Origin of the sequence: Paraburkholderia caffeinitolerans (genome assembly GCF_902859945.1) — a bacterium.
Classification (GTDB): domain Bacteria; phylum Pseudomonadota; class Gammaproteobacteria; order Burkholderiales; family Burkholderiaceae; genus Paraburkholderia; species Paraburkholderia caffeinitolerans.
In genome coordinates this window covers 16,356-40,958 of record NZ_CADIKL010000039.1, presented here as the reverse complement: position 1 = coordinate 40,958, position 24,603 = coordinate 16,356, and the positions used below count along the sequence as shown (strand labels likewise).

Annotated in this window: 22 protein-coding genes; 10 read left to right on the top strand and 12 right to left on the bottom strand. The window is 65.6% G+C overall.

The genetic code is table 11. The features are described 5' to 3' along the window. Positions 1-67 precede the first annotated feature (67 nt). On the bottom strand, positions 68-604 hold the full coding sequence (locus HV773_RS28550; RefSeq protein ID WP_175197515.1) for a carboxymuconolactone decarboxylase family protein: 537 nt from the start codon (positions 602-604) through the stop codon (positions 68-70). A gap of 113 nt (positions 605-717) precedes the next feature. On the opposite strand from HV773_RS28550, the gene HV773_RS28545 reads away from it, so the two are divergent. Next, positions 718-1,671, top strand: coding sequence for an AraC family transcriptional regulator (locus tag HV773_RS28545; protein ID WP_343052396.1), 954 nt, complete (start codon positions 718-720; stop codon positions 1,669-1,671). A 66-nt stretch (positions 1,672-1,737) separates the two neighbouring features. On the opposite strand, the gene HV773_RS28540 is transcribed toward HV773_RS28545, so the two are convergent. From HV773_RS28540 to HV773_RS28530, 3 genes are all read right to left on the bottom strand, one after another. Then, positions 1,738-2,649 (bottom strand): LysR family transcriptional regulator, encoded by a 912-nt coding sequence (locus tag HV773_RS28540; RefSeq protein WP_175197514.1) that lies wholly within the window; start codon positions 2,647-2,649, stop codon positions 1,738-1,740. Between the two features lie 64 nt (positions 2,650-2,713). Further along, on the bottom strand, positions 2,714-3,010 hold the full coding sequence (locus HV773_RS28535) for a helix-turn-helix domain-containing protein (protein ID WP_175197513.1): 297 nt from the start codon (positions 3,008-3,010) through the stop codon (positions 2,714-2,716). A 9-nt stretch (positions 3,011-3,019) separates the two neighbouring features. Continuing rightward, a complete protein-coding gene (locus HV773_RS28530; protein ID WP_175197512.1) occupies positions 3,020-4,537 on the bottom strand; it encodes an aminotransferase-like domain-containing protein in 1,518 nt (505 codons plus the stop codon). Positions 4,538-4,718: 181 nt separating this feature from the next. Here HV773_RS28530 and HV773_RS28525 point away from each other — a divergent pair, with 181 nt between their 5' ends. Beyond that, entirely contained in the window at positions 4,719-7,034 is a 2,316-nt protein-coding gene (locus HV773_RS28525; protein ID WP_175197511.1) for an FdhF/YdeP family oxidoreductase, read from the top strand. Positions 7,035-7,049: 15 nt separating this feature from the next. Here HV773_RS28525 and HV773_RS28520 read toward each other — a convergent pair whose 3' ends face one another. The 5 genes from HV773_RS28520 to HV773_RS28500 all read right to left on the bottom strand — a co-directional run bounded on the left by HV773_RS28520 (position 7,050) and on the right by HV773_RS28500 (position 11,769). Next, a complete protein-coding gene (locus HV773_RS28520; RefSeq protein WP_175197549.1) occupies positions 7,050-7,415 on the bottom strand; it encodes a response regulator in 366 nt (121 codons plus the stop codon). Positions 7,416-7,463: 48 nt separating this feature from the next. Beyond that, on the bottom strand, positions 7,464-7,994 hold the full coding sequence (locus tag HV773_RS28515; protein ID WP_175197510.1) for a hypothetical protein: 531 nt from the start codon (positions 7,992-7,994) through the stop codon (positions 7,464-7,466). Next, positions 7,991-8,737 (bottom strand): methyl-accepting chemotaxis protein, encoded by a 747-nt coding sequence (locus HV773_RS28510; protein WP_246282456.1) that lies wholly within the window; start codon positions 8,735-8,737, stop codon positions 7,991-7,993. Before HV773_RS28510 ends, HV773_RS28515 begins: the two co-directional genes overlap by 4 nt. A gap of 11 nt (positions 8,738-8,748) precedes the next feature. Then, a complete protein-coding gene (locus HV773_RS28505; protein ID WP_175197508.1) occupies positions 8,749-11,097 on the bottom strand; it encodes a HAMP domain-containing protein in 2,349 nt (782 codons plus the stop codon). A 156-nt stretch (positions 11,098-11,253) separates the two neighbouring features. Then, positions 11,254-11,769 (bottom strand): GNAT family N-acetyltransferase, encoded by a 516-nt coding sequence (locus HV773_RS28500; protein ID WP_175197507.1) that lies wholly within the window; start codon positions 11,767-11,769, stop codon positions 11,254-11,256. Positions 11,770-11,910: 141 nt separating this feature from the next. Between HV773_RS28500 and HV773_RS28495 the strand changes: the two genes are divergently transcribed. Beyond that, the gene (locus tag HV773_RS28495; protein ID WP_175197506.1) at positions 11,911-12,738 is read left to right on the top strand and encodes a helix-turn-helix transcriptional regulator; all 828 of its coding nucleotides are present in this window, start codon (positions 11,911-11,913) and stop codon (positions 12,736-12,738) included. A gap of 12 nt (positions 12,739-12,750) precedes the next feature. Here the strand turns inward: HV773_RS28495 and HV773_RS28490 are convergent, their stop codons facing one another. Then, entirely contained in the window at positions 12,751-13,338 is a 588-nt protein-coding gene (locus HV773_RS28490; protein WP_175197505.1) for a LysE family translocator, read from the bottom strand. Between the two features lie 275 nt (positions 13,339-13,613). Between HV773_RS28490 and fae the strand changes: the two genes are divergently transcribed. The 4 genes from fae to HV773_RS28470 all read left to right on the top strand — a co-directional run bounded on the left by fae (position 13,614) and on the right by HV773_RS28470 (position 18,109). Continuing rightward, complete coding sequence (fae, locus tag HV773_RS28485; protein ID WP_175197504.1) at positions 13,614-14,126, top strand: formaldehyde-activating enzyme; 513 nt, start codon at positions 13,614-13,616, stop codon at positions 14,124-14,126. Positions 14,127-14,155: 29 nt separating this feature from the next. After that, on the top strand, positions 14,156-15,187 hold the full coding sequence (locus HV773_RS28480; protein ID WP_175197503.1) for an aldo/keto reductase: 1,032 nt from the start codon (positions 14,156-14,158) through the stop codon (positions 15,185-15,187). Next, positions 15,184-16,623: an NAD-dependent succinate-semialdehyde dehydrogenase gene (locus HV773_RS28475; RefSeq protein ID WP_175197502.1), complete on the top strand. Its 1,440-nt coding sequence runs from the start codon at positions 15,184-15,186 to the stop codon at positions 16,621-16,623. The genes HV773_RS28480 and HV773_RS28475 overlap by 4 nt, the downstream gene beginning before the upstream one ends. Positions 16,624-16,708: 85 nt before the next feature. After that, entirely contained in the window at positions 16,709-18,109 is a 1,401-nt protein-coding gene (locus tag HV773_RS28470) for an MFS transporter (RefSeq protein WP_175197501.1), read from the top strand. A gap of 4 nt (positions 18,110-18,113) precedes the next feature. On the opposite strand, the gene HV773_RS28465 is transcribed toward HV773_RS28470, so the two are convergent. Continuing rightward, positions 18,114-18,989 carry a LysR family transcriptional regulator gene (locus tag HV773_RS28465; RefSeq protein ID WP_175197500.1) on the bottom strand — a complete coding sequence of 292 codons (876 nt, stop codon included), beginning with the start codon at positions 18,987-18,989 and terminating at the stop codon, positions 18,114-18,116. A gap of 301 nt (positions 18,990-19,290) precedes the next feature. Between HV773_RS28465 and HV773_RS28460 the strand changes: the two genes are divergently transcribed. Then, positions 19,291-20,856, top strand: a complete 1,566-nt coding sequence (locus HV773_RS28460) for a methyl-accepting chemotaxis protein (RefSeq protein ID WP_175197499.1) — start codon at positions 19,291-19,293, stop codon at positions 20,854-20,856. Positions 20,857-20,871: 15 nt separating this feature from the next. Here HV773_RS28460 and HV773_RS28455 read toward each other — a convergent pair whose 3' ends face one another. Continuing rightward, on the bottom strand, positions 20,872-22,377 hold the full coding sequence (locus HV773_RS28455) for an MltF family protein (protein WP_377730657.1): 1,506 nt from the start codon (positions 22,375-22,377) through the stop codon (positions 20,872-20,874). Between the two features lie 658 nt (positions 22,378-23,035). Here HV773_RS28455 and HV773_RS28450 point away from each other — a divergent pair. Both HV773_RS28450 and HV773_RS28445 read left to right on the top strand, forming a co-directional pair. Continuing rightward, positions 23,036-23,281 carry a hypothetical protein gene (locus HV773_RS28450; RefSeq protein ID WP_175197497.1) on the top strand — a complete coding sequence of 82 codons (246 nt, stop codon included), beginning with the start codon at positions 23,036-23,038 and terminating at the stop codon, positions 23,279-23,281. Positions 23,282-23,599: 318 nt separating this feature from the next. After that, positions 23,600-24,589 carry a DedA family protein/thiosulfate sulfurtransferase GlpE gene (locus tag HV773_RS28445; RefSeq protein ID WP_175197496.1) on the top strand — a complete coding sequence of 330 codons (990 nt, stop codon included), beginning with the start codon at positions 23,600-23,602 and terminating at the stop codon, positions 24,587-24,589. The last annotated feature ends 14 nt before the right edge of the window (positions 24,590-24,603 follow it).

Genomic DNA, 24,603 nt, shown 5'->3' with positions numbered 1-24,603 from the left:
AGATAAGAGCGATGAGGCAGCGCCTGCCCATTGAAAGCAACGTAAGCGCCGCCTCGCCGCTCAATCGTCACGCCACAGCCGGAAAATCGAGCGTCGTGTCGTTCACGCGGTTCACGAGATTCGTGAACGTGATCGACGTGATGGCCAGCGCGATCTCCACGATCTGCCGCTCCGTGTAGCCCGCCTCGCGAATCGCGTTGACTTCGGCTTCGGCGACCGTGCCGTGCGTGCGCACCAGCACGCGCACGAAACGCACGAGCGCGTCGCGCCTCGCATCGCCGGTGGCATCGCCTGCGCGAATCTGCTTCATCGCTTCGGGCGAGAGGCCCGCGAACTTGCCCGCCAGCGTGTGCGCGGCCACACAGTAATCACAGCCCGCCACTTCGCTCACCGCGAGCTTGATGGTTTCGGTGTCAGGCTTGGCGAGCGTGCCGCCGGCCAGCACGGCGTCGACGGCGAGCATCGCGCCGAGCGCCTCGGGGCTGTGCGTGCCGATGGTGGCGTAAGCGTTCGGCACCTTGCCGACGGCCTTGCGGATCTTCGCGAAGATTTCGGCGGCGGCGCCGGTGGCGGCTTCGGGGCGGATGGCGGAAAGACGGGACATGATCGACTCCTCGGGTGGGATGTGACTGACTGTGTTGCGTAGCCATCGTCGATGGCATGAAGCCAGTCTAGTCGCGCGGCCCGGCGCTTTTAATGCCAGAATGGCGCGACTTCATGCCCGTTCGTCTCATCCATGCGCCCATGGACATCCTCAGCCGCCTTCTGATGCTCATGCCCGTTGCGGGCCGCCTCGACGCGCGCTGCCACTTCGGCGCGCCGTGGCGCATCGACCAGCCCGCCGCCGGCACGCGCGAGATTCACTATCACGTGCTGCTGAGCGGCACCGCCATCGTCGAGGATACGCACGGCGCGCCCACGGCCCTGCATGCGGGCGACATCGTGCTATTCCCCTCGGGTGCGCCCCACCTGCTGCACGATGGCAGCGGCGCGTCGCCGGCCGCCGTGGAACAGCGCGTCGAGCAAGGCCATGTAGTCGAAACGAACCTCGCCGGGCAGCACGCCGTGGATGTGCTCTGTGGCCGCTTCCTGCTGCCCGCCGTGCCGCAACGCCTGTTGCGCGAGCATCTGCCCGCGCGGCTCGTGGTGCACAGCGCGAGCGCAAGCGGCGACCCGCCCGAGCGTCTCGTGCGCCTGATCGCGCTGCTGCGCGACGAGGCGCTCGACGCGCAGCCCGGCAGCGAATCGCTCGTCAACCATCTTTCGGGTGCGCTGTTCGCCCTCACGCTGCGCTACGCGAGCCACGCCGATGCACCGCCGCGCGGCCTGCTCGCGCTCGCGCGGCAACCGCGCCTGCAGCCCGCCATCGATGCCATGTTCGACACGCCTGGCAAGCCCTGGACGCTGCCTGAGCTCGCCGCGCTATGCCACATGTCGCGCGCGACGTTCGCGCGTCATTTCGACGACGCGATCGGGCGCAGCGCCGCCGACGTGCTCACCGACATCCGCATGACGCTCGCGGGCCGCATGCTCGCGCAAAGCGCTCAGCCGGTGGCCGAGATCGGCGAATTCGTGGGCTATCAGTCCGACGCCGCGTTTCAGCGCGGCTTCAAGCGCCATGTGGGGATGACGCCCGCGCAATGGCGCGCGGCGGCGCGCGCCGAAATATGAGCCGACGCGCCATCGATCCGCCCTGTCACCGGACGCAAGACCGCCTGCCGCAGGATCGCCTGCCGCTCAATCGAACCGCTGCACCGAGTCGCCGAAGAACTCGGTGGCGTGGTCGATGAACGCGCGCACTTTCGCGGGCAGCAGCGTGCGCGATGCATAGGCGAGACGAAGCTCGATCTGCGAGTCGATGATGGGATAGTCGTCGAGCAGCGTGACGACCTGCCCCGCCGCCACTTCGCGCTGCACGAGCCCGCGCGGCAGCGCGCCGATGCCGAAGCCCTCCAGCACCATCGCGAGATTGAAGTCGGGATTGTTCGAGGCGACTTCGTACTTCATGCGCACGGTCACGTCCTTCTCGCCATCGCGGAACGTCAGCGACGGCTTGCGCAGCGAAGGCGGCATCGGCACGAACACGTGCGCTTCGAGATCCGAGGGATGGCGCGGCATCGAGTGAGCCGCGAGGTACCCGGGCGTGGTGACGAGCGCGAGCGGAATGCGCTCGAGCAGCTTCGTCACCGTGCCTTCGTTGTTGAGCATGAACGGCAGCACGAGCCCGAGATCGTAGCCGTCCGCAACGAGATCGACGGGGCGCTCGGTCAGCATTATGTCGAGCGTCACGTTGGGATGCGCGCGCTTGAAGCCGGAAATCAGCGGCACGAGCCGGTGCACCGTGGCCGAGGTGTGCGCGACGAGGCGCAGCACACCGTTGGCCTCGCGGGTCTGCTCGGTCGCGCCGGCCTCCAGCGCGTCGAGGTCGTCGAGCACGCGGCAGCAGCCGTCGTAGAAGCGCTCGGCGGCTTCGGTGAGCGAGACCGCGCGCGTGGTGCGATGAAAGAGCCGGCTGCCCAGACGCTTTTCCAGCCGCGCGATCGCGCGCGAGACGGCGGGCGTGGCGATCCCGTGCATGTCCGCGGCGCGCGTGAAGTTGCGTGCCTCGACCACAGAACGAAAGATCCGCAGGGTGTCGATATAGTCCATGGCCTTCGCGCCAATGATGGCGAATAGGGTAAAAAAGTTCAGTGCGGCAGCATGAAGCCGCGCGTTATGGCGTTGCCTCGCCGAAAACTTCCGCGCAGAACGCGCGGCCGTCCTCGGAAAGGCTCGCGCTGCCGGTGCCGTCCTCGGCAAGCGTCGTCACGACCAGGCCGCCGTCCACGAGGCCCGTGAGATGGCGACGCAAAGCGCTCATCGGCACGCCCGACTGTTTCGATAGCTTCGCGAGCGACCATGCGCGCCCCGGCGTTTCGCATTGCGCGCGCCACAGTTGCTCGAGTATGGCCACCAGCGCCGGATCGATTTCGTCGCCGCTTTCCTTATCTTCGTCGCTTGCGTCGTTCATCGTGTCTCCTCATGCCATGCGCGCGACTAGCTCGCCGAGCGTCTTCAACGCCGCCTCGGTCTGCGCGGTCCACGGATAGCTGTAGTTCAGGCGAATGTAATGGTGAAAGTCGTTGCGCATCGAAAACATATAACCCGGCCCGATCGTGATGCCCTGCGCGAGCGCGGCGCGATACAGCCGCATCGAGTCCACGCGCGGCGGCAGCTCGACCCACAGCACATAGCCGCCCTGCGGGTCGGTGGTGCGCGTGCCGGCGGGAAAGAACCGCTCGATCATCGCACGCATGAGCCGCGCCTGCTCGCGATAGAAGCGGCGCAGCCGGCGCAGGTGGCGGTCGTAGCCATCGTGGCGCAGATAGTCGGCCAGCGCGACTTGCGGCACCGAAGGCGTCGTGAGCGTGTTGAGGAACTTGAGCTTCTCGACCTGCGCGCGATAGCGCCCCGGCAGCGCCCAGCCAATCCGGTAGGATGCCGAAAGACTTTTCGAAAACGACGCGCAATGAAGCACGAGCCCGCGCGTGTCGAACTGCTTGAGCGACGATGGCCGCGTGGGACCGAAATAGAGCTCCTGATAAACGTCGTTCTCGATCACAGGCAAGTCGTGCGCCTCGGCCAGCGCCACGAGCCGCCGCAGGTTCGCCTCGGGCATGCGAAAGCCCAGTGGATTCTGGAAATTCGGCATCACCATGCACGCGGCCACCTTCTTGCGCGCGAGCACGCGCTCTAGCGCGTCGAGGTCGATGCCGGTGTCGGGATGCGTGCTCACTTCGATGGCACGCATGCCGAGACGCTCGATCGCGTGCAGCATCGCGTAGTACGTGGGCGACTCGACCACCACGGTGTCGCCCGGCTTTGCCACCGCCTGCAGGCTCAGGTTGATGGCCTCGGTCGCGCCCACCGTGATGACGATTTCCTCGGGATCCACGTCCGCGCCGTTCTCCGCGTAGCGGCGCGCGATCTGGCGGATCAGTTCGGGATTACCGGGCGGCAGGTCGTCGATCAGGTTCCAGCCCGCGTGGCGGCGCGCGATCGCATTTGCGTACTGGTTGATGCGCCGCCACGGAAACAGCGCCGGATCCGGATACGGCGAGCCGAGCGGCACCGCGTCCTGCGCGACGATGCTGCGCAGCGTGGACAACACGAGGCGGCTCACGTCCACCGGCGCGGGCGCGGCGTTGGGCGCGGGTTCCATCGGCACCTTCTCCGCGCCCGCGCGGCGCCCCTTCTCGCCCTGAGATGAGCCCTGAGCCGTCCCACGAGCGGCCCCCTCGGCGCGCGCAGGCGACCCATTGCGCGCCACCGGCCGCGCCTTCACGAAAAACCCCGACTGCGGCCGCGACTCGATCACGCCCCGGCTCTCCAGCAACGCATAGGCGTGCACCACGGTCTTGATGCTCACGCCGTGCTGAACACTCGCCCGCCGCACCGAAGGAATGCGCTCGCCCGCGGCGAACACGCCGCGACGCACGGCGGCTTCGATGTCGTCGGCGAGTTGTTCGTAGCGGGGAGCGGCGGATGGAGCGGTCACGGGCGGCAGTTATCTCAACGCGAGCAAGGCGGGCGATTCCCAGAGTCTATGACAAATCGCCGCAACTGTACCCCTTGCCTTTTCGTTTTTCTGTGATCACCGCGCATACAGGAACACAGTACGCTTCGTACATCGGGCTGTGCACCCGCACCGCCCCAGCCAGATCCGATCCAGACGCACCATGAAAAAGCCGCAAGCCCGCATCGAGCCCTACCACCATCCCGCCGCCGGCTGGGGTGCGCTCAAGCAAGTCGCCATCAACCTCATCAAGGAGAAGGTGACAGGCGGCAACTACCGGACCCTGCTCAAGCAGAACCAGCCCAACGGCTTCGACTGCCCGGGCTGCGCGTGGCCCGACCGCGAGCACGCCTCCACCTTCGAGTTCTGCGAGAACGGCGTGAAAGCCGTGGCCGCCGAGGCCACCAGCAAGCGCGCGACGCCGCAACTGTTCGCGGAGCACACCGTGACGGAGCTGATGGCGCAATCCGACTACGAACTCGAGCAGCACGGCCGCCTGACCGATCCGCTCGTCTACGACGCGAACCAGGACCGCTACGTGCCGATCGCCTGGGACGATGCGTTCAGGCTCGTCGCGAAGCACCTCAACGCGCTCGACGACCCGAACCGCGCCGCCTTCTACACCTCGGGCCGCGCAAGCAACGAAGCCGCGTTCCTCTATCAGTTGTTCGTGCGCATGTACGGCACCAACAACTTCCCCGACTGCTCGAACATGTGCCACGAAGCCACCAGCCGCGGCCTGCCGGGCACGGTGGGCATCGGCAAGGGCACGGTCACGCTCGACGACTTCGAGCACGCCGACACGCTGCTGATCTTCGGCCAGAATCCCGCCACCAACCACCCGCGCATGCTGGGCGAGCTGCGCGACTGCGCCAAGCGCGGCGCCACCATCGTCTCGATCAACCCGCTCAAGGAGCGCGGCCTCGAACGCTTCGCGAGCCCGCAGCACACGCTCGACATGCTCTCGCCGTCGGGCGTGCAGATCAGCTCGGTGTTCATCCGTCCGCGCGTGGGCGGCGACTTCGCGCTCATCAAGGGCGTGGCCAAGCGCACGCTCGAACTCGACGACGCCGCGCGCGCGATGGGTGCAGAACGCGTGCTCGACGTGGATTTCCTCGCCGAACATACCGTGGGCTTCGAAGCCTTCGCGGCCGACCTGCGCGCCGAGTCGTGGGACACCATCGTCGCCGAATCGGGCGTGCCGCTCGACGAGGTGTTCCAGCTCGCGGACATCTACGCGAAGGGCCGTGCCACCATCGCGACCTGGGGCATGGGCATCACGCAGCACAAGAACTCGCTCGCCACCGTGCAACTGCTTTCGAACCTCATGATGATGCGCGGGAACATCGGGCGGCGCGGCGCGGGCCTGTGCCCGGTGCGCGGCCATTCGAACGTGCAAGGCGACCGCACGGTAGGCATCGAGGAGAAGCCCACCCAGGCGTTTCTCGACCGCCTCGGCACGGCCTACGATTTCGAGCCGCCGCGCGAGCACGGCTACGACGTGGTCGAAACGATCCACGCGATGCTCGAAGGCCGCGTGAAGGTGTTCATCGGCCTGGGCGGCAATTTTTCGATCGCCACGCCCGACACGCCGCGCACGTGGGAAGCGATGCGTTCGTGCGCGCTCACGGTGCACGTGACCACCAAGCTCAACCGCAGCCACCTCGTGCACGGCAAGGACGCGCTGATTCTGCCCACGCTCGGCCGTACCGAGATCGACATGCAGAACGGCGTGCCGCAAGGCGTAAGCGTGGAAGACTCGATGAGCATGGTGCACATCTCGTACGGCATGAACCGGCCTGCTTCGCAGAATCTGCTTTCGGAGATCGCCATCGTTGCGCGCATGGCGCACGCCACGCTCGGCAGCGAGAAAGTGGACTGGCTCGGCCTGGCCGCCGATTATTCGAAGATCCGCGACGGCATCGAGAAAGTCCTGGATGGCTTCGAGAATTACAACGAGCGCCTGAAGCAGCCCGGCGGCTTCCATCTGGGCGTAGCCTCGCGCGACCGCGTCTGGATGACCGAAAGCGGCAAGGCGCAGTTCGTGGTGCACGCGATTGCACTCGACACGCCCATCCATCGCGCCCGCGCCGCGCACGGCCAGCAATTGATGACGCTGATGACCACGCGTTCGCACGACCAGTACAACACCACGATCTATGGTCTCGACGACCGCTATCGCGGCGTCTACGGCCAGCGCCGCGTGCTGTTCGCAAACCGTGAAGACATCGCGATGCTCGGCTACGAGCCGGGCCAGCGCGTGGACATCACGAGCGTGTGGGACGACGGCGTGGAACGCCATGTCGAGGACTTCCTGCTCGTGGAGTACGACATTCCGCGCGGCTGCCTCGGCGCGTACTATCCGGAGACCAATCCGCTCGTGCCGCTTTCATCCGTTGCCGATGGCGCGGGCACGCCCACTTCGAAGTCGATTCCGGTGTTGCTGAGCCCGGCGAAGGCGAGCGCACTCGCGGCGTGATTGCCGGACGCGGCTTCAGCCCGCCAGCTTGCGGAACGTTTCCAGCACCGCATCACCCTTGAACGGCTTCACGATCCAGCCGCGCACGCCCGCAGCCTTGCCGCGCTCCTTCATGGCAGGGCTGCTTTCGGTCGTGAGCATCACGACATTCACCGCGGCGTTCCCCAGTTCGCCGCGAATCTTCTCGACCATCGTAAGGCCGTCCATGTTCGGCATGTTCACGTCGCTCACCACGAGCTTCACGGCCGGGTTCGCGCGCAGCTTGGCGAGACCGTCCTTGCCGTCCACGGCCGTATCCACGTCCAGGCCATTCTTGCGCAGAAAGCCTGCCACTTCGTCGCGCACCGCGCCTGAATCGTCCACCACCAGAATCTTCGCCATCTTGTTGGGTTCCTTTGCGCCCGAGTGGCGCATTTTCATGAGGGTTCGTCAAAACAATTCGAGTTCGCCCGCGCTTTCGTGCGCCGCGCTCAACGGAGCGGCCGCGAAATCGAACGGCGCACCTGCGCAGACGCACAGCGTCGCCCCTAGCTGCACGGCGCCGTCGATCGTTAGCGCATAGGACTGCACGTAATCAGGCTTCAGTTCGCGCAGATACTGCAAGCATTGGCTGTCGAGCGCGTACGGCGTGGACATCCCGAGATCCGGGAAATGTTCGAGCAGATGCTGGTTCATCGCCCCGCAGCAGAGATTGCCGAACTCCATGAACGCGTCCACCAGCGCGCCTTCCGCTGCACCCAGGTAGTACGTTCGAATTGCTTCGTCATCCTTTATATTAAGAATCAACAGCAGGCGAAACTGCATCGACGAGATCGTGAGCAGCACCGCATGCTCGCCCCGCGCACTATCGTTAGACGCCGCCACGATCTCGCACGCATGCTGCGGATCGGTCACGAGGCGCGTGCGCGCCGCCATGAAGAAAATCTGCTCGAAGCTTTCCTGCGCCTGCGGGCCAATCATGCGCGCCCCCCATCCGGCGCTTCCTGGAGTTGCGCGTGCAATTGCTGCGTGAGCGACTCCACACTCGCAAGTGAGGCTGCAATCAGCTTGCCGCCCGCCTGAATGTCCTGGAACGTCGCAGTCGTGACGAGGTCGTTACGGTGCAGGCTCTCACGGTAGCTCTTCGAGAGCTCCTGCGAACGCGTGGCGAGCGCGCGCACCTCGCCCGCGACGATCGAGAAGCCCCGGCCCGCCGAACCCGCGCGCGCCGCCTCGATCGACGCATTGAGCGACACGATCAGCACATGGCTCACGATCGACGAGAGCACCTGATTCTTCTGGTGCATGTCGCGGTTCTGCGCCATCAACGAGATCATTTGCTCGTGCCAGCGCTCGAAGAGCGTCGACATCTGCTTCAGACGCATTGTCTCCGCCGCGATGCGTTCGGCGCGCTGCCGCGCTTCGGCGCTACGTGCGCGTTCGCTCCCAAGCGCCGCTTCCATCGCTTCGTTCACCCACTTGCGTTGCGCGAGGTCCGCGCGCAGCGACTCGATCTGCGCCGCCAGCGCCTCATGCGCCTGCGCGGCGCTTTCTTGTGCCGCATGCATGCGCGCCTCGGCTTGCGCAAGCGCGTCGTCATGCAGGGTACGCAGCAGCCTTTCGGCATCGCGCCGCTGCACGCGCGAACGCCAATGGAATCCCGCCGCGCACGACGCCGCCAACGCGAGGCCTGCGACCGCGCCGATCAGATACGGTATAAGCACGATGCCCCCTATTACGCCAGCGCGGTTTCGTGTACGCCCGCGCACGCGACAGCGCATGCTCGCGGCAAATACACGATCGTTTCGAAATGCCGATAATCCGCGCCTTGCCGGTTGTCGGTAAAGCGCAGTTCGATGTTGCCGCCCTTGCGTTCGAGGAAGTCGCGCACCGCATCCATGCCCACGCCGCGCCCAGACACCTCGGTCACGCTTTGCGCCGTGGAAAAACCCGCATGGAAGATGAACGCGGCAATTGCCTCGTCGCTTGCCTGTTCCTGAGCGCCTAACCAGCCGCGCTCTACCGCAATGGCGCGAATGCGCGCAAGCGCGAGACCGCGGCCATCGTCGGCGAGCGCAATGCGCAGCGCGTCGTCGTCCACGCAGACCTTGATGCCAATGTGCCCTGCCTCGTCCTTGCCCTGCGCGCGGCGCTGCGCCGGCATCTCGATACCGTGATCGAGGGAATTGCGCAGCAGATGTGTGAAAACGTCGCTCACGGTGCCGGCCGCCTCGCTACGCAGCCGGTAGCCGCCATCATCGATGCGCACGTGCGGCGCGACCTTATCCAGTTCTTGTGCCAACGAAGGCAGCGAATCGAGCACGCCCGCGAGCGCTTCTTTCACGCTCTCGGTGCCGATGCCGCTCAACATGCGGCGCAACTCCGTGCGCATCGCACGCAACGAAACGAGATCATGCTCGTTCGCGTCGTCCAGCAGGCGCAGGCTCGCGTCGATCTGCTCGCGACCGATGCCGCCATCCGCGACGCTCCCGTTGTGCGCGCGCGCACCGCGCCCGAGACTCACTTCGTTGAGCGTCGCGTAGTGATCGACGGCTTCGCGCACGCGCTGCAAATCGTCGATGAGCGCCTGCTGATCCCACGTGTGGCTCGCGTCCTCGCGGCGCAGCGCATCGTAGCGCTGCTCCACTTCGTGCACAACGCCCGTGAGATGCTGAAGGCTGTACGTGCGCGCGTTGCCCTTCACCGTATGCATGTTGCGAAACAGTGCAGCGACGGCGTCCGTGTTCGCGCAGTCGTGCTGGCGAATGATGTGCTCGTTCTCGTGTATGAAACCCTTCGAGCTTTCCACGAACTGATGGAACTTTTCTTCGCTCACCGCGAGAATCTCGCCGATCATCTGCAAGCGGCGTTTCTGCTCGCCCGCTTCCGCCGCGAGTTCGCGAAGCTCGGTCACGTCGCGCACGCACAGCATGAGACGCACGACCACGTCGTTTTCATCGGTAATCGCGGACCAGCTCAGGTCGAGCACCTTCTTGCGGCCATCGGGCATGGTGCGCGTGATCTCGTTCACGAGCAGGTGCTGGTTGAACGCGAAATTCACGCCGTCCTCGCCGAGGCACGCGTGCACGGCGGCGTCGATCTGCGCTAGCGTGTCGGCATCGAGTTCCGTGTGCGAGAACACCAGTTCCATGAGCGCGCGCCCCGCGATCTCGCGCGTTTCGAAAATCGCTTCGAGGTAGGCCGAATATTCTCCGTGCACGCTTGCGCCTTCCACCACGGTGAGAATGCCCTGCTGCATGTTTTGGAGCATCGCCTGAATGTCGGCGGTCTTGCGCTTGAGCTGGGCGGAGCTGTGCTGGATCTTCTCGATCATGCCGTTGAACGCCACGATCGAGCGGCCGATCTCGTCCATCCGGCCCACCGGCACGCGGCGCGTGAAGTCCTGGCTCGACGCAATCTCGCTCATCATTTCCTGCATGCGTGAAAGCGGCCGCGTAATCTGCCGATACAACAGCGCGCCGATCAGTGTGAGCAGCAACACCGCGCCGCCCGTCACGCCCGCAATGGCGCTCGTGGTGGTGTCGAGCATGCCGTTGAGCGCCCGGATGGCCTCATCTTTCTGGCGGTTTTTCTCCACGCGCAGCGTGGCGACGATGCCTTCGAGCTCATCGCGATACTGCGCGACGTTCGCGAAGAGATACGCCTGCGCGAGTTCGTTCTTGCCCGCGGCCTTCATGTTCGCCGTTTCTTCGATGGCGTTGAAATAGTTCGCGAGGCTTTCGCGCGCCTGCGCGACAAGCCCCTCCTGCGCGTGGCTCGCGGCGGCCCGGCGCTGCACGTCGAGCGCGGCGCTCAGCGCGGCCTTCTTTTTCTTGAGTTCGTCCTGCGCCAGTTGGGCAGTGGTCGCGTCGGGCGCATAGACGAGCGTCATTGTCGCGAGCTGCGCGTCTTTCACGAGCGATACGAGATCGGAAGACGCCAGCGCGCTAGGCACGACGCCTTGTGTGACCTGATGGACGTCGGTGGCGCTGTGGCGCGTCTGATAGACCGCGTAGCCGCCAATGGCGGACAACGCGACAAACATCAGCGCGATGAGTAGCGTGATGCGGTGGCGAATGGTCATGTCGAAATCCCCGGGCCTTTCGCCATGCCGGACGCGCTATGGCTGCGCGACTCGTGGCACGTGAGGCCAATTTATTCGGAGGGGATTATCGGTGCTTATGTATGACGAAATGATGAAACATCGTGCGCCGCCGCTTCACGTGCGATGTGTGCAGGTTCAGTCGAGCATCAGCAGCATGTGCTCTTCGTCGAAATATTCGCCGTCGATGCACATGGCGCGCGGCTCGGTGCCGTATATCGCGAAGCCGAGTGAGCGGTACAACGATTGCGCGCGCGGATTGCTTGCTCCCACGGTCAGTTGAACCTGCTCGACGCCGCTCGCGCGCGCATGCTCGATGGCGCGCTCCATCAGGCGCCGCGCGATACCCGCGCGCCGATATGCTGGCTGGACGAATACGCCCCAGATGTGCGACTTGTGCGCCAGCTTCTGACGCGCCTCGCGCCGCCAGCCCACGATGCCCACCAGCGCCGCGCCATCGAACGCGCCGAACACGGCCTGCCGGTCGGTCTCGCACACGCGCGCGATGTTTTCCTCGCGCGTCCAGCGCGCTTCCTCCTCGAGAGTGGGCACGATGCCGAACGGAGTATCGATGGTCGCCTGCAAACGCAGGGCGTGAAACGTGTCGATGTCGTTTTCGGTGAGCGTGCGGATGGTGAGCGGTGCGGGGTTCATGAATCGAGCGCGAAACGATGAAAATGGATCGAACCCCCAACGCTAGCACGATTGCGGCGCGCGCTTCCCCATAGGGGTATCGCCCGTCTGCGTTAATATGGCCTCTCGATTCTTCGCACCGCATCGCCACCGAGGTCCGCCGTGCCACAACCGACCGACACCACGCCCACTTTCTGGCGCGACCCGGCGCTCCCGTTCATCGAAGTCCGCGCCATTGCCGACGGCCGCAAGCTGCGCTACGGCCGCCATGCGCACGACACCTTCTCGATTGGCGCGGTAACGGGCGGGCGCAGCACCTATCTGAACGGCAACACGCTGGAGCGCGTGCATGCGGGCGCCGTGGTTATCGTCAATCCGAACGTTGTGCACGCATGCAATCCCGCCGCCGACGAAGCGTGGTCCTATCGCATGTTCCATCTCGACGCGGATTGGCTCGCAGCGCTCCAGCACGCGCAGGGCTTCGGCGCACAGGCGGCATTCGTTCCGTTCGCGCAAACGCTCACGTGGCGCGCCGATCTGTTCGCAGGGCTCAATGTGCTCTACGACGTGCTCGTGAATCCGCACGAAGACGCGCTGCACAAGGAATGCGCCGTCACGCAGTACTTCACCGCGCTCCAGCAGGCGCTCAATCCCGCGCCGCCTGAGAACACGCCGAGCGGGCCCAATCCGCGCCTCGCACGCGCCGCCGAGTTCATCGACGACAATTACACGCGCACGCTCAAGCTCGAAGAGATCTGCACGGCGGCGAACTTGTCGCCTTCGTATTTGATCCGCGCGTTTCGCGAGCAATATGGCATGACACCCCATGCGTACGTGGTGAACCGGCGCATCGAGTTCAGCCGCGCGCAATTGCGGCGCGGCCATGCCATCGCCGACGTCGCCGCCGAAGCCGGTTTCGCCGACCAGGCCCATCTTCAGCGCGCCTTTCGCCAGTTCGTGGCGGCCACGCCGGGGCAATATCGCGGCTAAGGTCGGCGCCGTTCATTCGAGCAGCAACCATAGCGCGCTCGCCGCGAGCAGCAGCGCCATCGTGCGGTTCACCAAACGCACGCGCGCCGGTTCGCGCAACGCCTGGCGCAGCGACGCGCCGGCCCACGCCCAGCACGCAATCGACGCGTAGCACACCACGAAATAGATCGCTGCGAACTGCCACACGATTGCGTTCTCGCCCGAGACCGCAAACGCGCCCATGCCGGCAACGCAGGCGAGCCACGCCTTGGGGTTGAGCCATTGCATCGCCGCGCCGGTCATGAGCGATGGGCCGCGCGCGGCGCCCGCAGCGTCGATGCGCCCATCGTCCATGACGAGCTTGTACGCGACGTACAGCAGAAACGCCACGCCCGCCCATTCGATCGCGCGCGCGAGGAATGGCCACTGCGCAAGCAGCTCGCGCAGGCCGAGCCCGATCAGCAGCAACAGCAGCGCGAAGCCCACCGTCGCGCCGGTCACGTGGCGCAGGCTCGCGCGCAGTCCGTAGCGCGCGCCCGCGCCCAGCGCGACGACATTGACGGGCCCAGGGGTAATCGACGTGGCTAGCGCGAAGGCAGCCATGGAAAGTGCGGTGCTCACGGTTCTCCTCGTTACGCTCAATGGCGATGATTCACCGTCGAGCGTACGAGGCGCGCGCGTGCCTGTATTGAAGAAAATTGCCTTGGTTGCGCAACGAAACGCTCGTCACCAACGCCATAGCCTCCCCGCGACCCGAGTGCCCCCTGGCAAAAACCCGGATATGAGTTTGCCTCGCACCCCGCCGAGAAATCATCGATTCATGCGCTGTCCAGCCCCGCCGCACAATCGCTCCACCGTTGCATTCCGTAATCGGGTATCGGCACTGGAGCAGACACATGGACAAGCAGCTTTATATCGGTGAAGGGTTCGAAGGACCGGGCGTCAATCTCGCCCACATCAACGTGCTGGTCGGGCCGCGCAGCGGCCCCGCCGGCCAGGCGTTCTCCACGGCGCTCGCCACGCCCTCCGCGGGCCACGCGCCCTTCGTCGTGATCGCGCAGCCGGGCATTCCCGCCAAGCCGCTCACGCTCTACGTGAACAAGGCGCAAATCGAAAGCGACTTCCACGGCAACGCCACTTGGGGCGCCTCGCAGGCCGGCATCGCAAAAGCGGTGGCCGAATCGCTCGAAAACGGCACGCTGCCGCCCGAAGCGGAAAACGACTGGGTGGTCGTGTCGGCGAACTGGGTCAATCCGAAAACCGACAACCTCGACGCCGTGTTCGAGAACAACTATCGCGCCTGCAAGAACGCGATTCTCGCGGCCATGAAGGGCCTGCCCCGCAAGGAAGACGTATTCGCCGCCGCGCGCGACGTGTCCAATCCGTTCTACACGCCGAAGAAAGTCTGAGCGCACACGTTAAAAAGGATATCTAAGCAATGGAATACGTGCGTCTTGGCCAATCCGGCCTCAAGGTTTCGCGTCTGTGCCTCGGCACGATGAACATGGGCACGCCGCAATGGAAGCCCTGGATTTTCGATGAAGCGCAAAGCGAGCCGATCGTGCGTCACGCGCTGGACGCGGGCGTCAACTTCATCGACCTCGCCGATTTCTATTCGACCGGCGTGGGCGAGGAAGTCGTCGGCCGCATACTCAAGCGTCTCGCGCGCCGCGAGGAAATTGTCGTAACCACCAAGGTCGGCTACGACATGGGCGCGTATCAGAACGCGGGCGGCCATTCGCGCAAGCACGTGATGGACGGCATCGACGGGTCGCTCAGGCGTCTCGGCATGGATTACGTCGATGTCTACATGCTGCATTATTTCGACGTGAACACGCCCGTGGAGGAAACCATGGGCGCGCTCGACGACATCGTGCGCGCGGGCAAGGCGCGCTATATCGGCGTCTCGACGATGTACACATGGCAGTTCGCCAAGATCATGCAGGCCTGCGAGCGCAACGGCTGGCACAAGCCCATCAACATGCAGCTCCAGCTCAACGCCGCGTACCGCGAGGAAGAGCGCGAGATGATTCCCTACTGCATCGATCAGGGCGTGGGCGTCTCCGTGTTCAGCCCGCTCGCGCGCGGCCTGCTCTCGTGCGCCCCGGACTCCACGCGCAACCAGACCGACTTCTTTACGTCACAGATGTACGGCGACCACGCCTCGCGCGAAATCGCGGCGTCGATTGCCCGCGTGGCGCACGCACGCGGCGTGAGTCCCGCGCAGATCGCCCAGGCGTGGGTGCTCGCGCGCGAGGGCGTGTCGAGCATGCTGGTGGGCGCCGATTCGTCCGCGCAGTTCGACAGCGCGCTCGCGGCGCTCGAAACCCGGCTCAGCGCCGAGGAGCTTTACGAGATCGATAGAAACTACACGCCATGCGATCTCATCAACGACTACACGGCAGGCCGGCGCGTGCCGCGCGAGGCGCGCCCGCAGCAAGGATTCTCCGCGGGGAGGCAAGCGGCATGAGCGACTTTTTGCGCACCGGCCACTACATCGACGGCACCTGGCGCACGAGCGCCGAGACCTACGCGGTCCTCGACCCGGCCTCGGGCGAGGTCATCGCGCAAGTGGCGAGAGGCGGCGGCGGCGAAACGCGCGAAGCCATCGACGCCGCCGCGCGGGCCTTCCCGGCCTGGCGCGCGCTCACGGCCAAGGAGCGCAGCGCGCGCGTGAAGCGCTGGGGCGAGCTGATGCTCGAACACCGTGACGCGCTCGCCGAACTGCTCTCGCACGAGCAAGGCAAGCCGCTTGCCGAAGCACGCGGAGAAGTGGCCTACGCGGCGAGCTTTCTCGAGTGGTTCGCCGAAGAAGGCAAGCGCTGCTACGGCGACGTCATTCCAGGCGCGAAGCCGCATTCGCGCATTGTCGTGACGCGCGAGCCCGTAGGCGTGGTCGCGGCGATCACGCCGTGGAACTTCCCGCTCGCGATGATCACGCGCAAGGCCGGCCCCGCGCTCGCCGCCGGCTGCACGATGGTGCTCAAACCGTCCGAGGAAACGCCGCTCAGCGCGTTCGCGCTCGCCGTGCTGGCCGAGCAGGCCGGTGTGCCGGCGGGCGTGTTCAACGTCGTCTCCGGCGACGCGGTAGCGATCGGCAACGCCCTCACGGAGTCGTCCATCGTGCGCAAGCTCTCGTTCACGGGCTCCACGCGCGTGGGCAAGCTGCTCGCACGCCAGTCGGCGGACACGCTCAAGAAGCTTTCGCTCGAACTGGGCGGCAATGCGCCGTTCATCGTGTTCGACGACGCCGATCTCGAAACCGCCGTGCAAGGCGCGATCGCCTCGAAGTTCCGCAACACGGGCCAGACCTGCGTCTGCGTGAATCGCTTCTACGTGCAAAGCGACATCTACGACGCGTTCACGCAGGCGCTCACGAAGGCCGTGCAGCAGTTGCGCGTGGGCCACGCGCTCAAGGGCGATTTCGATCAGGGGCCGCTCATCAACGAGGCGGCGCTAACGAAGGTTCAAGCGCACATCGCCGACGCGCAGCGCCACGGCGCGCGCGTGCTGACGGGCGGCCAGCGTCACCCGCTGGGCGGCACCTTCTACGAGCCCACGGTGCTCGCCGAAGCGAGCGAGAACATGCTGATCGCCGCCGAAGAAACCTTCGGGCCGGTTGCCGCGTGCTTCCGCTTCGACACCGAAAGCGAAGGGATCGCCCGCGCCAACGACACGCCGTATGGCCTGTCCGCGTATTGCTATACGCGCGATCTCGGACGCGCCTGGCGGATCTCGGAAGCCCTGGAGTCCGGCATGGTCGCCATCAACGACGGCATCCTCTCCACCGAAGTCGCGCCGTTCGGCGGCGTGAAGCAGTCCGGCCTCGGCCGCGAAGGCTCGAAGTACGGGCTTGACGAGTATGTCGAACTCAAGTACGTGCTGATGGCCGGCCTCGACCGCTAAAGCGCCCTGCCCGCGCGCCGCGCCATCCATGTAGGGCGGCGCACGCATCGCCCGCATCATTCATCAAAAATAGAAAGGAGACCAAATGAACCAGCCTCCCTCGTGGCCATCCGCGCTCGAAGAAGAAGCGCGCACGCAAGCCGGCGCACCGGCCCACGCCACAGCCGCCGCAGGCGCGCCGCGCGTGACCCTCGACGACGTTCCCGTCAACGCATTCCATATCCGCATCGCCGGCTTGACGTTCGGCGCCCATTTCACCGAGGGTTACGCACTCGGCACCATCGGCTATTCGCTCGCCTCGCTCAACCGGCAGATGCCGCTCGATACGTTCTGGACCGGCATGGTGGGCAGCTCCGCGCTGATCGGCATCTTCGCGGGCAGCCTCGTGTTCGGCCGGCTCTCCGACCGGATGGGCCGCCAGCGCATCTTTCTCCTGAGTTTTCTGATCATCACGCTCGCCGCATTCGCGCAGTTCTACGTGAGCTCGCCGCTCATGCTGTGCGTGCTGCGGATCCTGATCGGCGTCGGCATGGGCGGCGACTTCGCCGTGGGCCATACGTTCCTCGCGGAATTCTCGCCGCGCAAGCACCGCGGCACGCTGCTCGGCTCGTTCAGCGTGATCTGGACCATCGGCTACGTGGCGGCCAGCGTGCTCGGCATCCATTACGCCGATGCGTCGCCCGATGCGTGGCGCTGGCTCCTCGCCTCGGCCGGCGTACCCGCGCTCGCCGTGCTGGTCGCGCGCATCGGCACGCCCGAATCGCCGCGCTGGCTGCAAAGCAAGGGCCGCAACGCCGAAGCCAACGCGATCGTGCACAAGTACTTCGGGCCGCACGTCGTGCTCGATACGCCGGCCGATCTGCCGAAGAGCGCCAACGACGGCTTCGCGCGCCTCTTCAAGCCCGACCTGATTCGCCGCACGCTGTTTAACTGCACGTTCTTCGTGTGTCTCGTGATTCCCTACTTCGCGATCTACACATTCCTGCCGACGGTTTTGAAGGCCGTGCACCTGGACCAGGGCACCGGCGCGGACTTCATTCTCAACGGACTCCTGATCTTCGGCGCGCTGCTGGGCATCTGGCTGATGATCCGGTTGCCGCGGCGCACCTTCCTGATCAGCTCGTTCGCCATCACCTGCGCCTCGCTCGCGACCTTGAGCGTGCTGCCCGACGCCGCGCGCACGCCGATGATCGTCGCGTTCGCGCTGTTCACGGTCACGATGTCGGCCTTTTCGAATCTCGTGGGCGTGTATCCGCCCGAGTGCTTCCCGACCTCGGTACGCGCTTGCGGCGTGGGCGTGGCGATTGCGTGCAGCCGGCTGGGCTCGGCGATAGGCACGTTCCTGCTGCCGCTCGGCATCGCCGGATTCGGCATTCATCCGACCATGCTGGCGCTCGCGGCCGTGCTGCTGGTCGGCATGATCGTGTCGATCGCGTGGGCGCCCGAAACAAAGCACCTGACGCTCAATCAGGCGAGCCATCATTGACCGGCTACTCGCCGATCATGATCTGCTGGCGCAGCCAGTCCGCGAACGCCCGCACCTGCGCGAGCTGTGCGTGCTCGCGCGCGATGTCGAGCCAATAACCGTAGGGGCCGCTCACCTGCACCTCGGAGAGCGGGACGAGGCTGCCGTTCGCGAGCTCCTCGGTAATCATGTTGCGGTCGACGATGGCGAGGCCCGCGCCCTTGCGGGCCGCATGAATGGCCTGCTCGAGCGTGGAAAATTCGATGCCGCTGTCGTTGTCGTCGTGGCCGCCGGACAGGCCCGCGCTGGCGAGCCAGTCGGGCCAGAGACTGAGCCGCTCGCCCTCGTGCAGCACATGCAGGCGCGGCCATTTGCGCAGCAGCGTTTCGAGCGGCTCGCCGCCGAGCCAGGGCGCCCCGACCAGCGTGTGCCGCTCCACCGCGATCAGTTCCGAGCAGACGCCCGGCAAGGCGCCGCGCCCGAAGCGGATCGTACAGTGGCAATCGGCCACCGCACTCGTGCGTACGGAGAGCTCGACGTCGGGCAGCGTGGCCGAGAGCAGCGGCAGACGCGCCGAGAACCATTGAGTCGCGAAGGTCGGGGGCAAGGCAATCACGAGCCGGCGCCGCGCATTCGCCGACGAGAACGCGCGCGTGCCCTGCTCGAGCATGTCGAACGCGGCGGAAACGCACGGCAGGAGCCCCGCGCCCGCTTCAGTCAGCCGGATGCCGCGATGATCGCGCTCGAAAAGCTTTTCGCCCAGCGACTCCTCGAGAATCCGGATTTGCCGGCTGACCGCGCCTTGCGTCACGCACAGGGACTTGGCCGCGCGATTGAAGCTCAGGTGTTGCGCGGCTTCTTCAAAAAAGCGCAGCGCGATCAGCGATGGAAGACGGCGCATGGGACTCGTGCAATAGGCGGCGGGCGTCGCGCACCGTACGCTGAGGGCATGCGCCGGTCAATTGATCGGCGTCCCGGATCGATGACGACGGGCGGGCATTGCGCGGCGGCGCTGGGAAAGGCGTGAGAAAAGCCGACGAATGTGGCGGACGAAACGTTAAAGATACTGTCGCAGCGCGTGCGTCCGGATTCGATGCCGATCAAACACGCCTAATCCCCTAAAGACTGTGGGGGAAATGCCGTTATTCCTTGCAAGTCGTCGGGTCGTGAGCGACCCCATTGCAAGGAACGCAAGGAACCCCATGCGCAACAACCAGCCCATCACGCAGCAGGAATTCGACTATCCCGCTTCGCAGATGCTCGTCTCGGCCACCGATCTCAAAGGCCGAATTCAGTATTGCAATCCCGCGTTCATCTCGGTTGCCGGGTTCGCGAAGGAAGAATTGATCGGCAAGGCGCACAACGTCATCCGCCATCCCGACATGCCGCCCGAAGCGTTCGCCGACATGTGGCAGACCATCGGCTCCGGCCATCCCTGGACTGCGCTCGTGAAGAACCGCCGCAAGGACGGCGACCACTACTGGGTGCGCGCGAACGTGACGCCGGTTTCGGAGCAGGGCACCGTGGTGGGCTATCTGAGCGTGCGCGTAAAGCCCAGCCGCGATGAGATCCGCGAGGCCGAAGCGCTCTACGCGAAAATGCGCGAAGGGCGTTTGCGCGGCGTGCGCCTGCGTCGCGGCTCGCTCGTGCGCACCGGCGTCTTCGGCGCGGCGCAGTCGTTCATGCGCCTGCCGGTGGCCACGCGCGTCGCCGCCGGCTATGCGCTCGTGCCCGCTGTGCTCGCCGCTGCGGGCTTCGGCGCGTGGCGCGGGCTACCGCCCACGCCATTCTGGTGCGCGTTCGGTGCGGCGGCGGTGTGCAGCGTCGCGGCGTGGCAGCTCGCCACGCGCCAGCTCGGCGGCCCGCTCGCGCAGATGTCGATGGCGTCCACGCGCATGGCGGCGGGCGACCTCACCGCCACGCTCGCGATTGCGTCGAAGGACGATCTCGGCAGCGTGCTCCAGGCGCTCAATCAACTGCAGGCCAATCTCACCGCCATCGTGTTCGACGTGCGTGCGCAGATCGCGGGCATGCTCGACGCCGCGCACGAAATCTCCTCCGGCAACCTCGATCTCTCGCGCCGCACCGAGCTACAGGCCGCCTCGGTCGAAGAAACCGCCGCGACCATGGACCAGCTCACCACCACCGTGCAGGCCAACGCCGATGCGAGCGCGCGCGCACTCGAGCTCGCGCGCGAGGCGCAGTCCGCCGCCGCCCAGGGCGGCTCGATCGCGAGCCGCATGGAGCACACGATGGCCGGCATCACCAGCGCCTCACAGCGCATCGCCGACATCACCGGCGTGATCGACGGCATCGCGTTCCAAACCAACATCCTCGCGCTCAATGCGGCGGTGGAAGCCGCGCGAGCGGGTGAGGCGGGCCGCTCGTTCGCCGTGGTCGCGGGCGAGGTGCGCATGCTCGCGCAGCGCTGCGCGGCCTCCGCGAAGGAGATCAAGCAGGTCGTGGACGCGAGCGTGAGCGAGATCGCCCAGGGCACCGAACTGGTCGGCCACACGACCGCGCAGATGCGCGCCATCGATGAGGCCGTGAGCCGCGTCTCGGCCATCATCGTCGAGGTCGCCAACGCGAGCGGCGAGCAGGCCGAGGGCATTCACCAGGTCAACCAGGCGGTCGCGCATCTGGACAGCGCCACGCAGCAGAACGCCGCGCTCGTCGAGCAGGCGACCGCCACGGCGCAGCGGCTCGCCGAGCAAGCCGACGTGCTCGACGAAGCCGTGCGTCTGTTCACGGTCGCGGGCGCGCGATGAAAAATCAGGCGCCCGTCAGGAGCCCTTCTGCATGCTCTCGACGGCCTTGTTGCGAGCATGCTGGGCATCGGTGATCAGCTTGTACGCGGCGTAGTACTTATAGATGTTGCGCACATAGGTCGTCGTTTCGATGCCGATCTTGTCCGCCACGACGATCTCCACGTTGTTGAACCACTTGTTCGGGTCGAGGCCGCGTTCCACGGCAAGCTTGCGCATCTTCGCGATGTTCCCCGGTCCCGCGTTGTAGCTCGCGAACGCGAACAGCGTGCGGTCGCTGCTGCTGAAATGCGCGTCCGGGAAATACTTCTCCATCAGCTCGTCCATGTATTTCGCGCCGGCGTGAATATTCGCGTCGGCGACGGAGATGCTGCCGACGCCCATCTGCTTGCCGGTCGCGGGCATCAGCTGCATGATGCCGATCGCACCCACATGGCTGCGCGCTTTCTGATTCAGTTGCGACTCCTGGAACCCTTGCGCCGCGAGCATCAACGGATCGAAGCCATATTGCGCGCCGTACTTCTCGAACAACGCGAGCGTTTGCTGGAATCGCTGCTGCTCGGCGTCGCCGCCGTTGTTGCGGATCTGCTTGATGCGTTTCATGTACTGCGCAAGGCGATATTCGACCACGCTTTGCTTCTTCACGTAGCCCAAATAGAAGTCGTTCAGGACGGCCTGCAGTTGCGGGCTGTTCTTGCGGATTGCCCAGCCCGTGTAGCCTTCGCCGCTCACGGCAAGGTCGTCGCGCACCTTGATCTTCGGTAGCACCTGAGCCCACATACGCGCCTTCCAGTCGTCGACCACGATGATGGGCAGCAAGCCCGCGTTCACCATTTCCATCGCGTCTTCGTCTTCTAGCGCGTCGGGCAGCAGCGTAATGCGGATCGGCGGCTTGCCCGCCTTGCGCAAGCGCTCGCTCAATTGGGTCAGGCTTCCGAAGTAGCTCGACGACTTGCGTACATAGACCTCCTTGCCGGAGAGGTCGTCCACCGAAGCCAGCGCCGGTGCCTTGGGTCCCGTCACGACGAGTTCGCGCACGGGTTTGCGATCGCGGGGAGCGATGAAATCGACGATCTTGAGGCGCTCGTCGGTGGCAGTCAGATTACCCGCCGCAATATCGCCCAAACCCGAGTTCAGCTGCGTGAGCAGCTGGTCGCGCGTGGTCGGAATCAGGTACACGGTCACGGGACGCTTCGCGAGCTGGGCCGCGTACTTGCGGTTGATGTAGCGTTCGAAGTCGCGCGCGAGCTCGGCGGCGAGCCCACGCTCGTGGCCCTTGTCGACGAAATAGAGCGTGCGGCTGTACGGCACGAGGAAACGGATCGTCCGCCGGTTCAGCATCGCGTCGAAGTCGCCGGTCCAGGGCTTGTTGGCGAGACTCAGCTTGCGCAGATCGCCCGAGGCCCCCGACGCTGCTGAAGGCGCTGAAGCCGTCGGTGCTGCGGCGCTGGACGCGGGCGGTGGCGCGACGGTGGCGGGCGTGGCGGGTTGCGCAGCCCGCGCGCCACCTGGCAGCGCACACACAAGCCACGCGAGTGTCGAAGCGATCAGAACGCGCTTGAAGATCTTCACGGCGACCTCCCCATGACAACACGGCGGCGCGCCCGGCGCTGCCCCGTGACGTGTGGTACGCATTACAACGCGGGTGTACGGCACCCGTAATAGTTTATGCCTAAACAGGGGCACGAGTTGCAAGCCTTGCGAGGCCATCGCAAGCATTCCGTAATTTAATTGCTTGCTGCGATTAAGCTGATAGATCGGCATAAATCCCATCTCGACGGCGCACGCGCGAAGCCGCAATATAGGACCCGTCAGCGCCCAGGACCTGGGTGTCTGATCCGAGTAACAACGGCGTTTCAACGGCTCACCCGGCCTCTACCGGGTGAGCCGTTTTTTCTTGGTCGAACGATGAGGAAATACAGGAACCGATAGTTGGCCGGGAAGCCGCTAAAGCCGCTTTGCGTCATGCCCATGACAACGAACCATGCGCAGACACACGGCGCATGCACCGTTGCATGGCGCGCAAAATTCCTCATGCGGGCACGCGTGCGGGCCGGGTCTCGCGTTACACTGACTGGCCGGGGGGTACTGGCGGTTCGCTGTGTGCGCCCGCGCTCACTATGATGAGACGCGGCGCAGCCGACCCCGTACAATGGCTCGACCACACACGAGGACAACATCAATGCGCATGACTGGGTCTTCCGGAAACATGACCCTGCTCACCGAGCATGACGAAGCGACCGGGCGCGAAACCCGCTCGCTGCGTCTAGAATCGGCGGCCGACGGCAAGAGTCTCTTGCTGATCGAAGTCGACGAGCGCAAGCCAGGCATCCACCGCGAAGTGCGTTATGAAATCACGCCAGCGGAACTGATCGCGGCTATCCGCGCGCAGGGCGCCGAGCTGCCAGGGGAATCGCACAGCCGGTAATACGCGGCCACCAGCCGGCCTCTCTGCCGGTGGCCCTTGAGCGAAGACGCCATCGCGGCGCCTTCGCTTGCGCACGCGCGTTCGCGCTGCGCCTCTTCCGCCGCGCATGTTCCTGTGCGCGTCATTCGCTCGGCCGCTTCGCGCGGCAAGCCCGCCCTCCTGCGATCCCGCCGCGCCCACGACCACGGGCAGCAAGTCCGCATTGGGCGTATGCTTTGGAGCTTGCTTGCACGCTGTCGAAATGCGTCCATAATCGAAACGTTATTCTTCCAGTTCGCGCCGTCCGTCCGGCGCTTCCCGGGGCAAGGAAGTAAGTCGATGCTACATGACCTCATCGCGCAGTACGGGCCTGCGCTCGTGTTCCTGAACGTACTGGCCGGATCGCTTGGCCTGCCCGTGCCCGCGATGCCGGCGCTCGTGCTGTTCGGCGCCATGGCCGCCATGCATCCCGGCTCGATCGGCCAGCAGGTCGCGCCGGTGCTCGGGCTGTCGATCGTCGCCACGCTCATCGGCGACAGTGTCTGGTTTCTCGCCGGCCGGCTCTACGGCGGCAATACGCTCAAGACGCTTTGCAAGCTCTCGCTCTCGCGCGACACCTGCGTGAAGAAGACCGAGCGCTTCTTCGGCCGCTGGGGCGTGCGCGTGCTCGCCATCGCCAAGTTCGTGCCGGGCCTGTCGATCGTCTCCGTGCCGATGGCCGGCGCGATGGGCACGCCATACCGCCAGTTCGTGGGCTTCGACGGCATTGGCGCGGCGCTCTGGTCGGGCACGGGCCTGTTGATCGGCGTGCTGTTCGCGCCGCAGATCGACATGCTGTTCGCGGGCGCGAGCCGCCTTGGGCGTCTCACCGCGGTCGTGATCCTCGCGCTGTTGCTGCTGTACGCGGCGTATCGCTGGCAGCGCCGCCGCCAGCTCATCAAGAAGCTCGCGAACGCGCGCATTACCGTGGACGACCTCTATAACGCAATGGCCGGCCTGCCGCCGCCCGTGATCTTCGACATCCGTTCGGAGGAAAAGCGCAAGCTCGATCCGTACATCATCCCGGGCTCGCTGTTCGCCGACGAACGCCAGCTCGACGAGATCGTCCAGAAGTATCCGCGCGAGCAGAAGCTCGTGATTTACTGCTCGTGTCCCAACGAGATCTCGGCGGCCTGGATGGCCAAGCAGCTTGCCGAGGCCGGTTTCGTCGACGTGCTGCCGCTGCTTGGCGGCCTCGACGCCTGGCGCGATTCGGGCCGCACGCTCGAACCGCTGCAGGTCATGAAACATCCCGAGGTGCCGGTCAACATCACGCCGAAACCTGTTTGATCCGCACAGCTCCA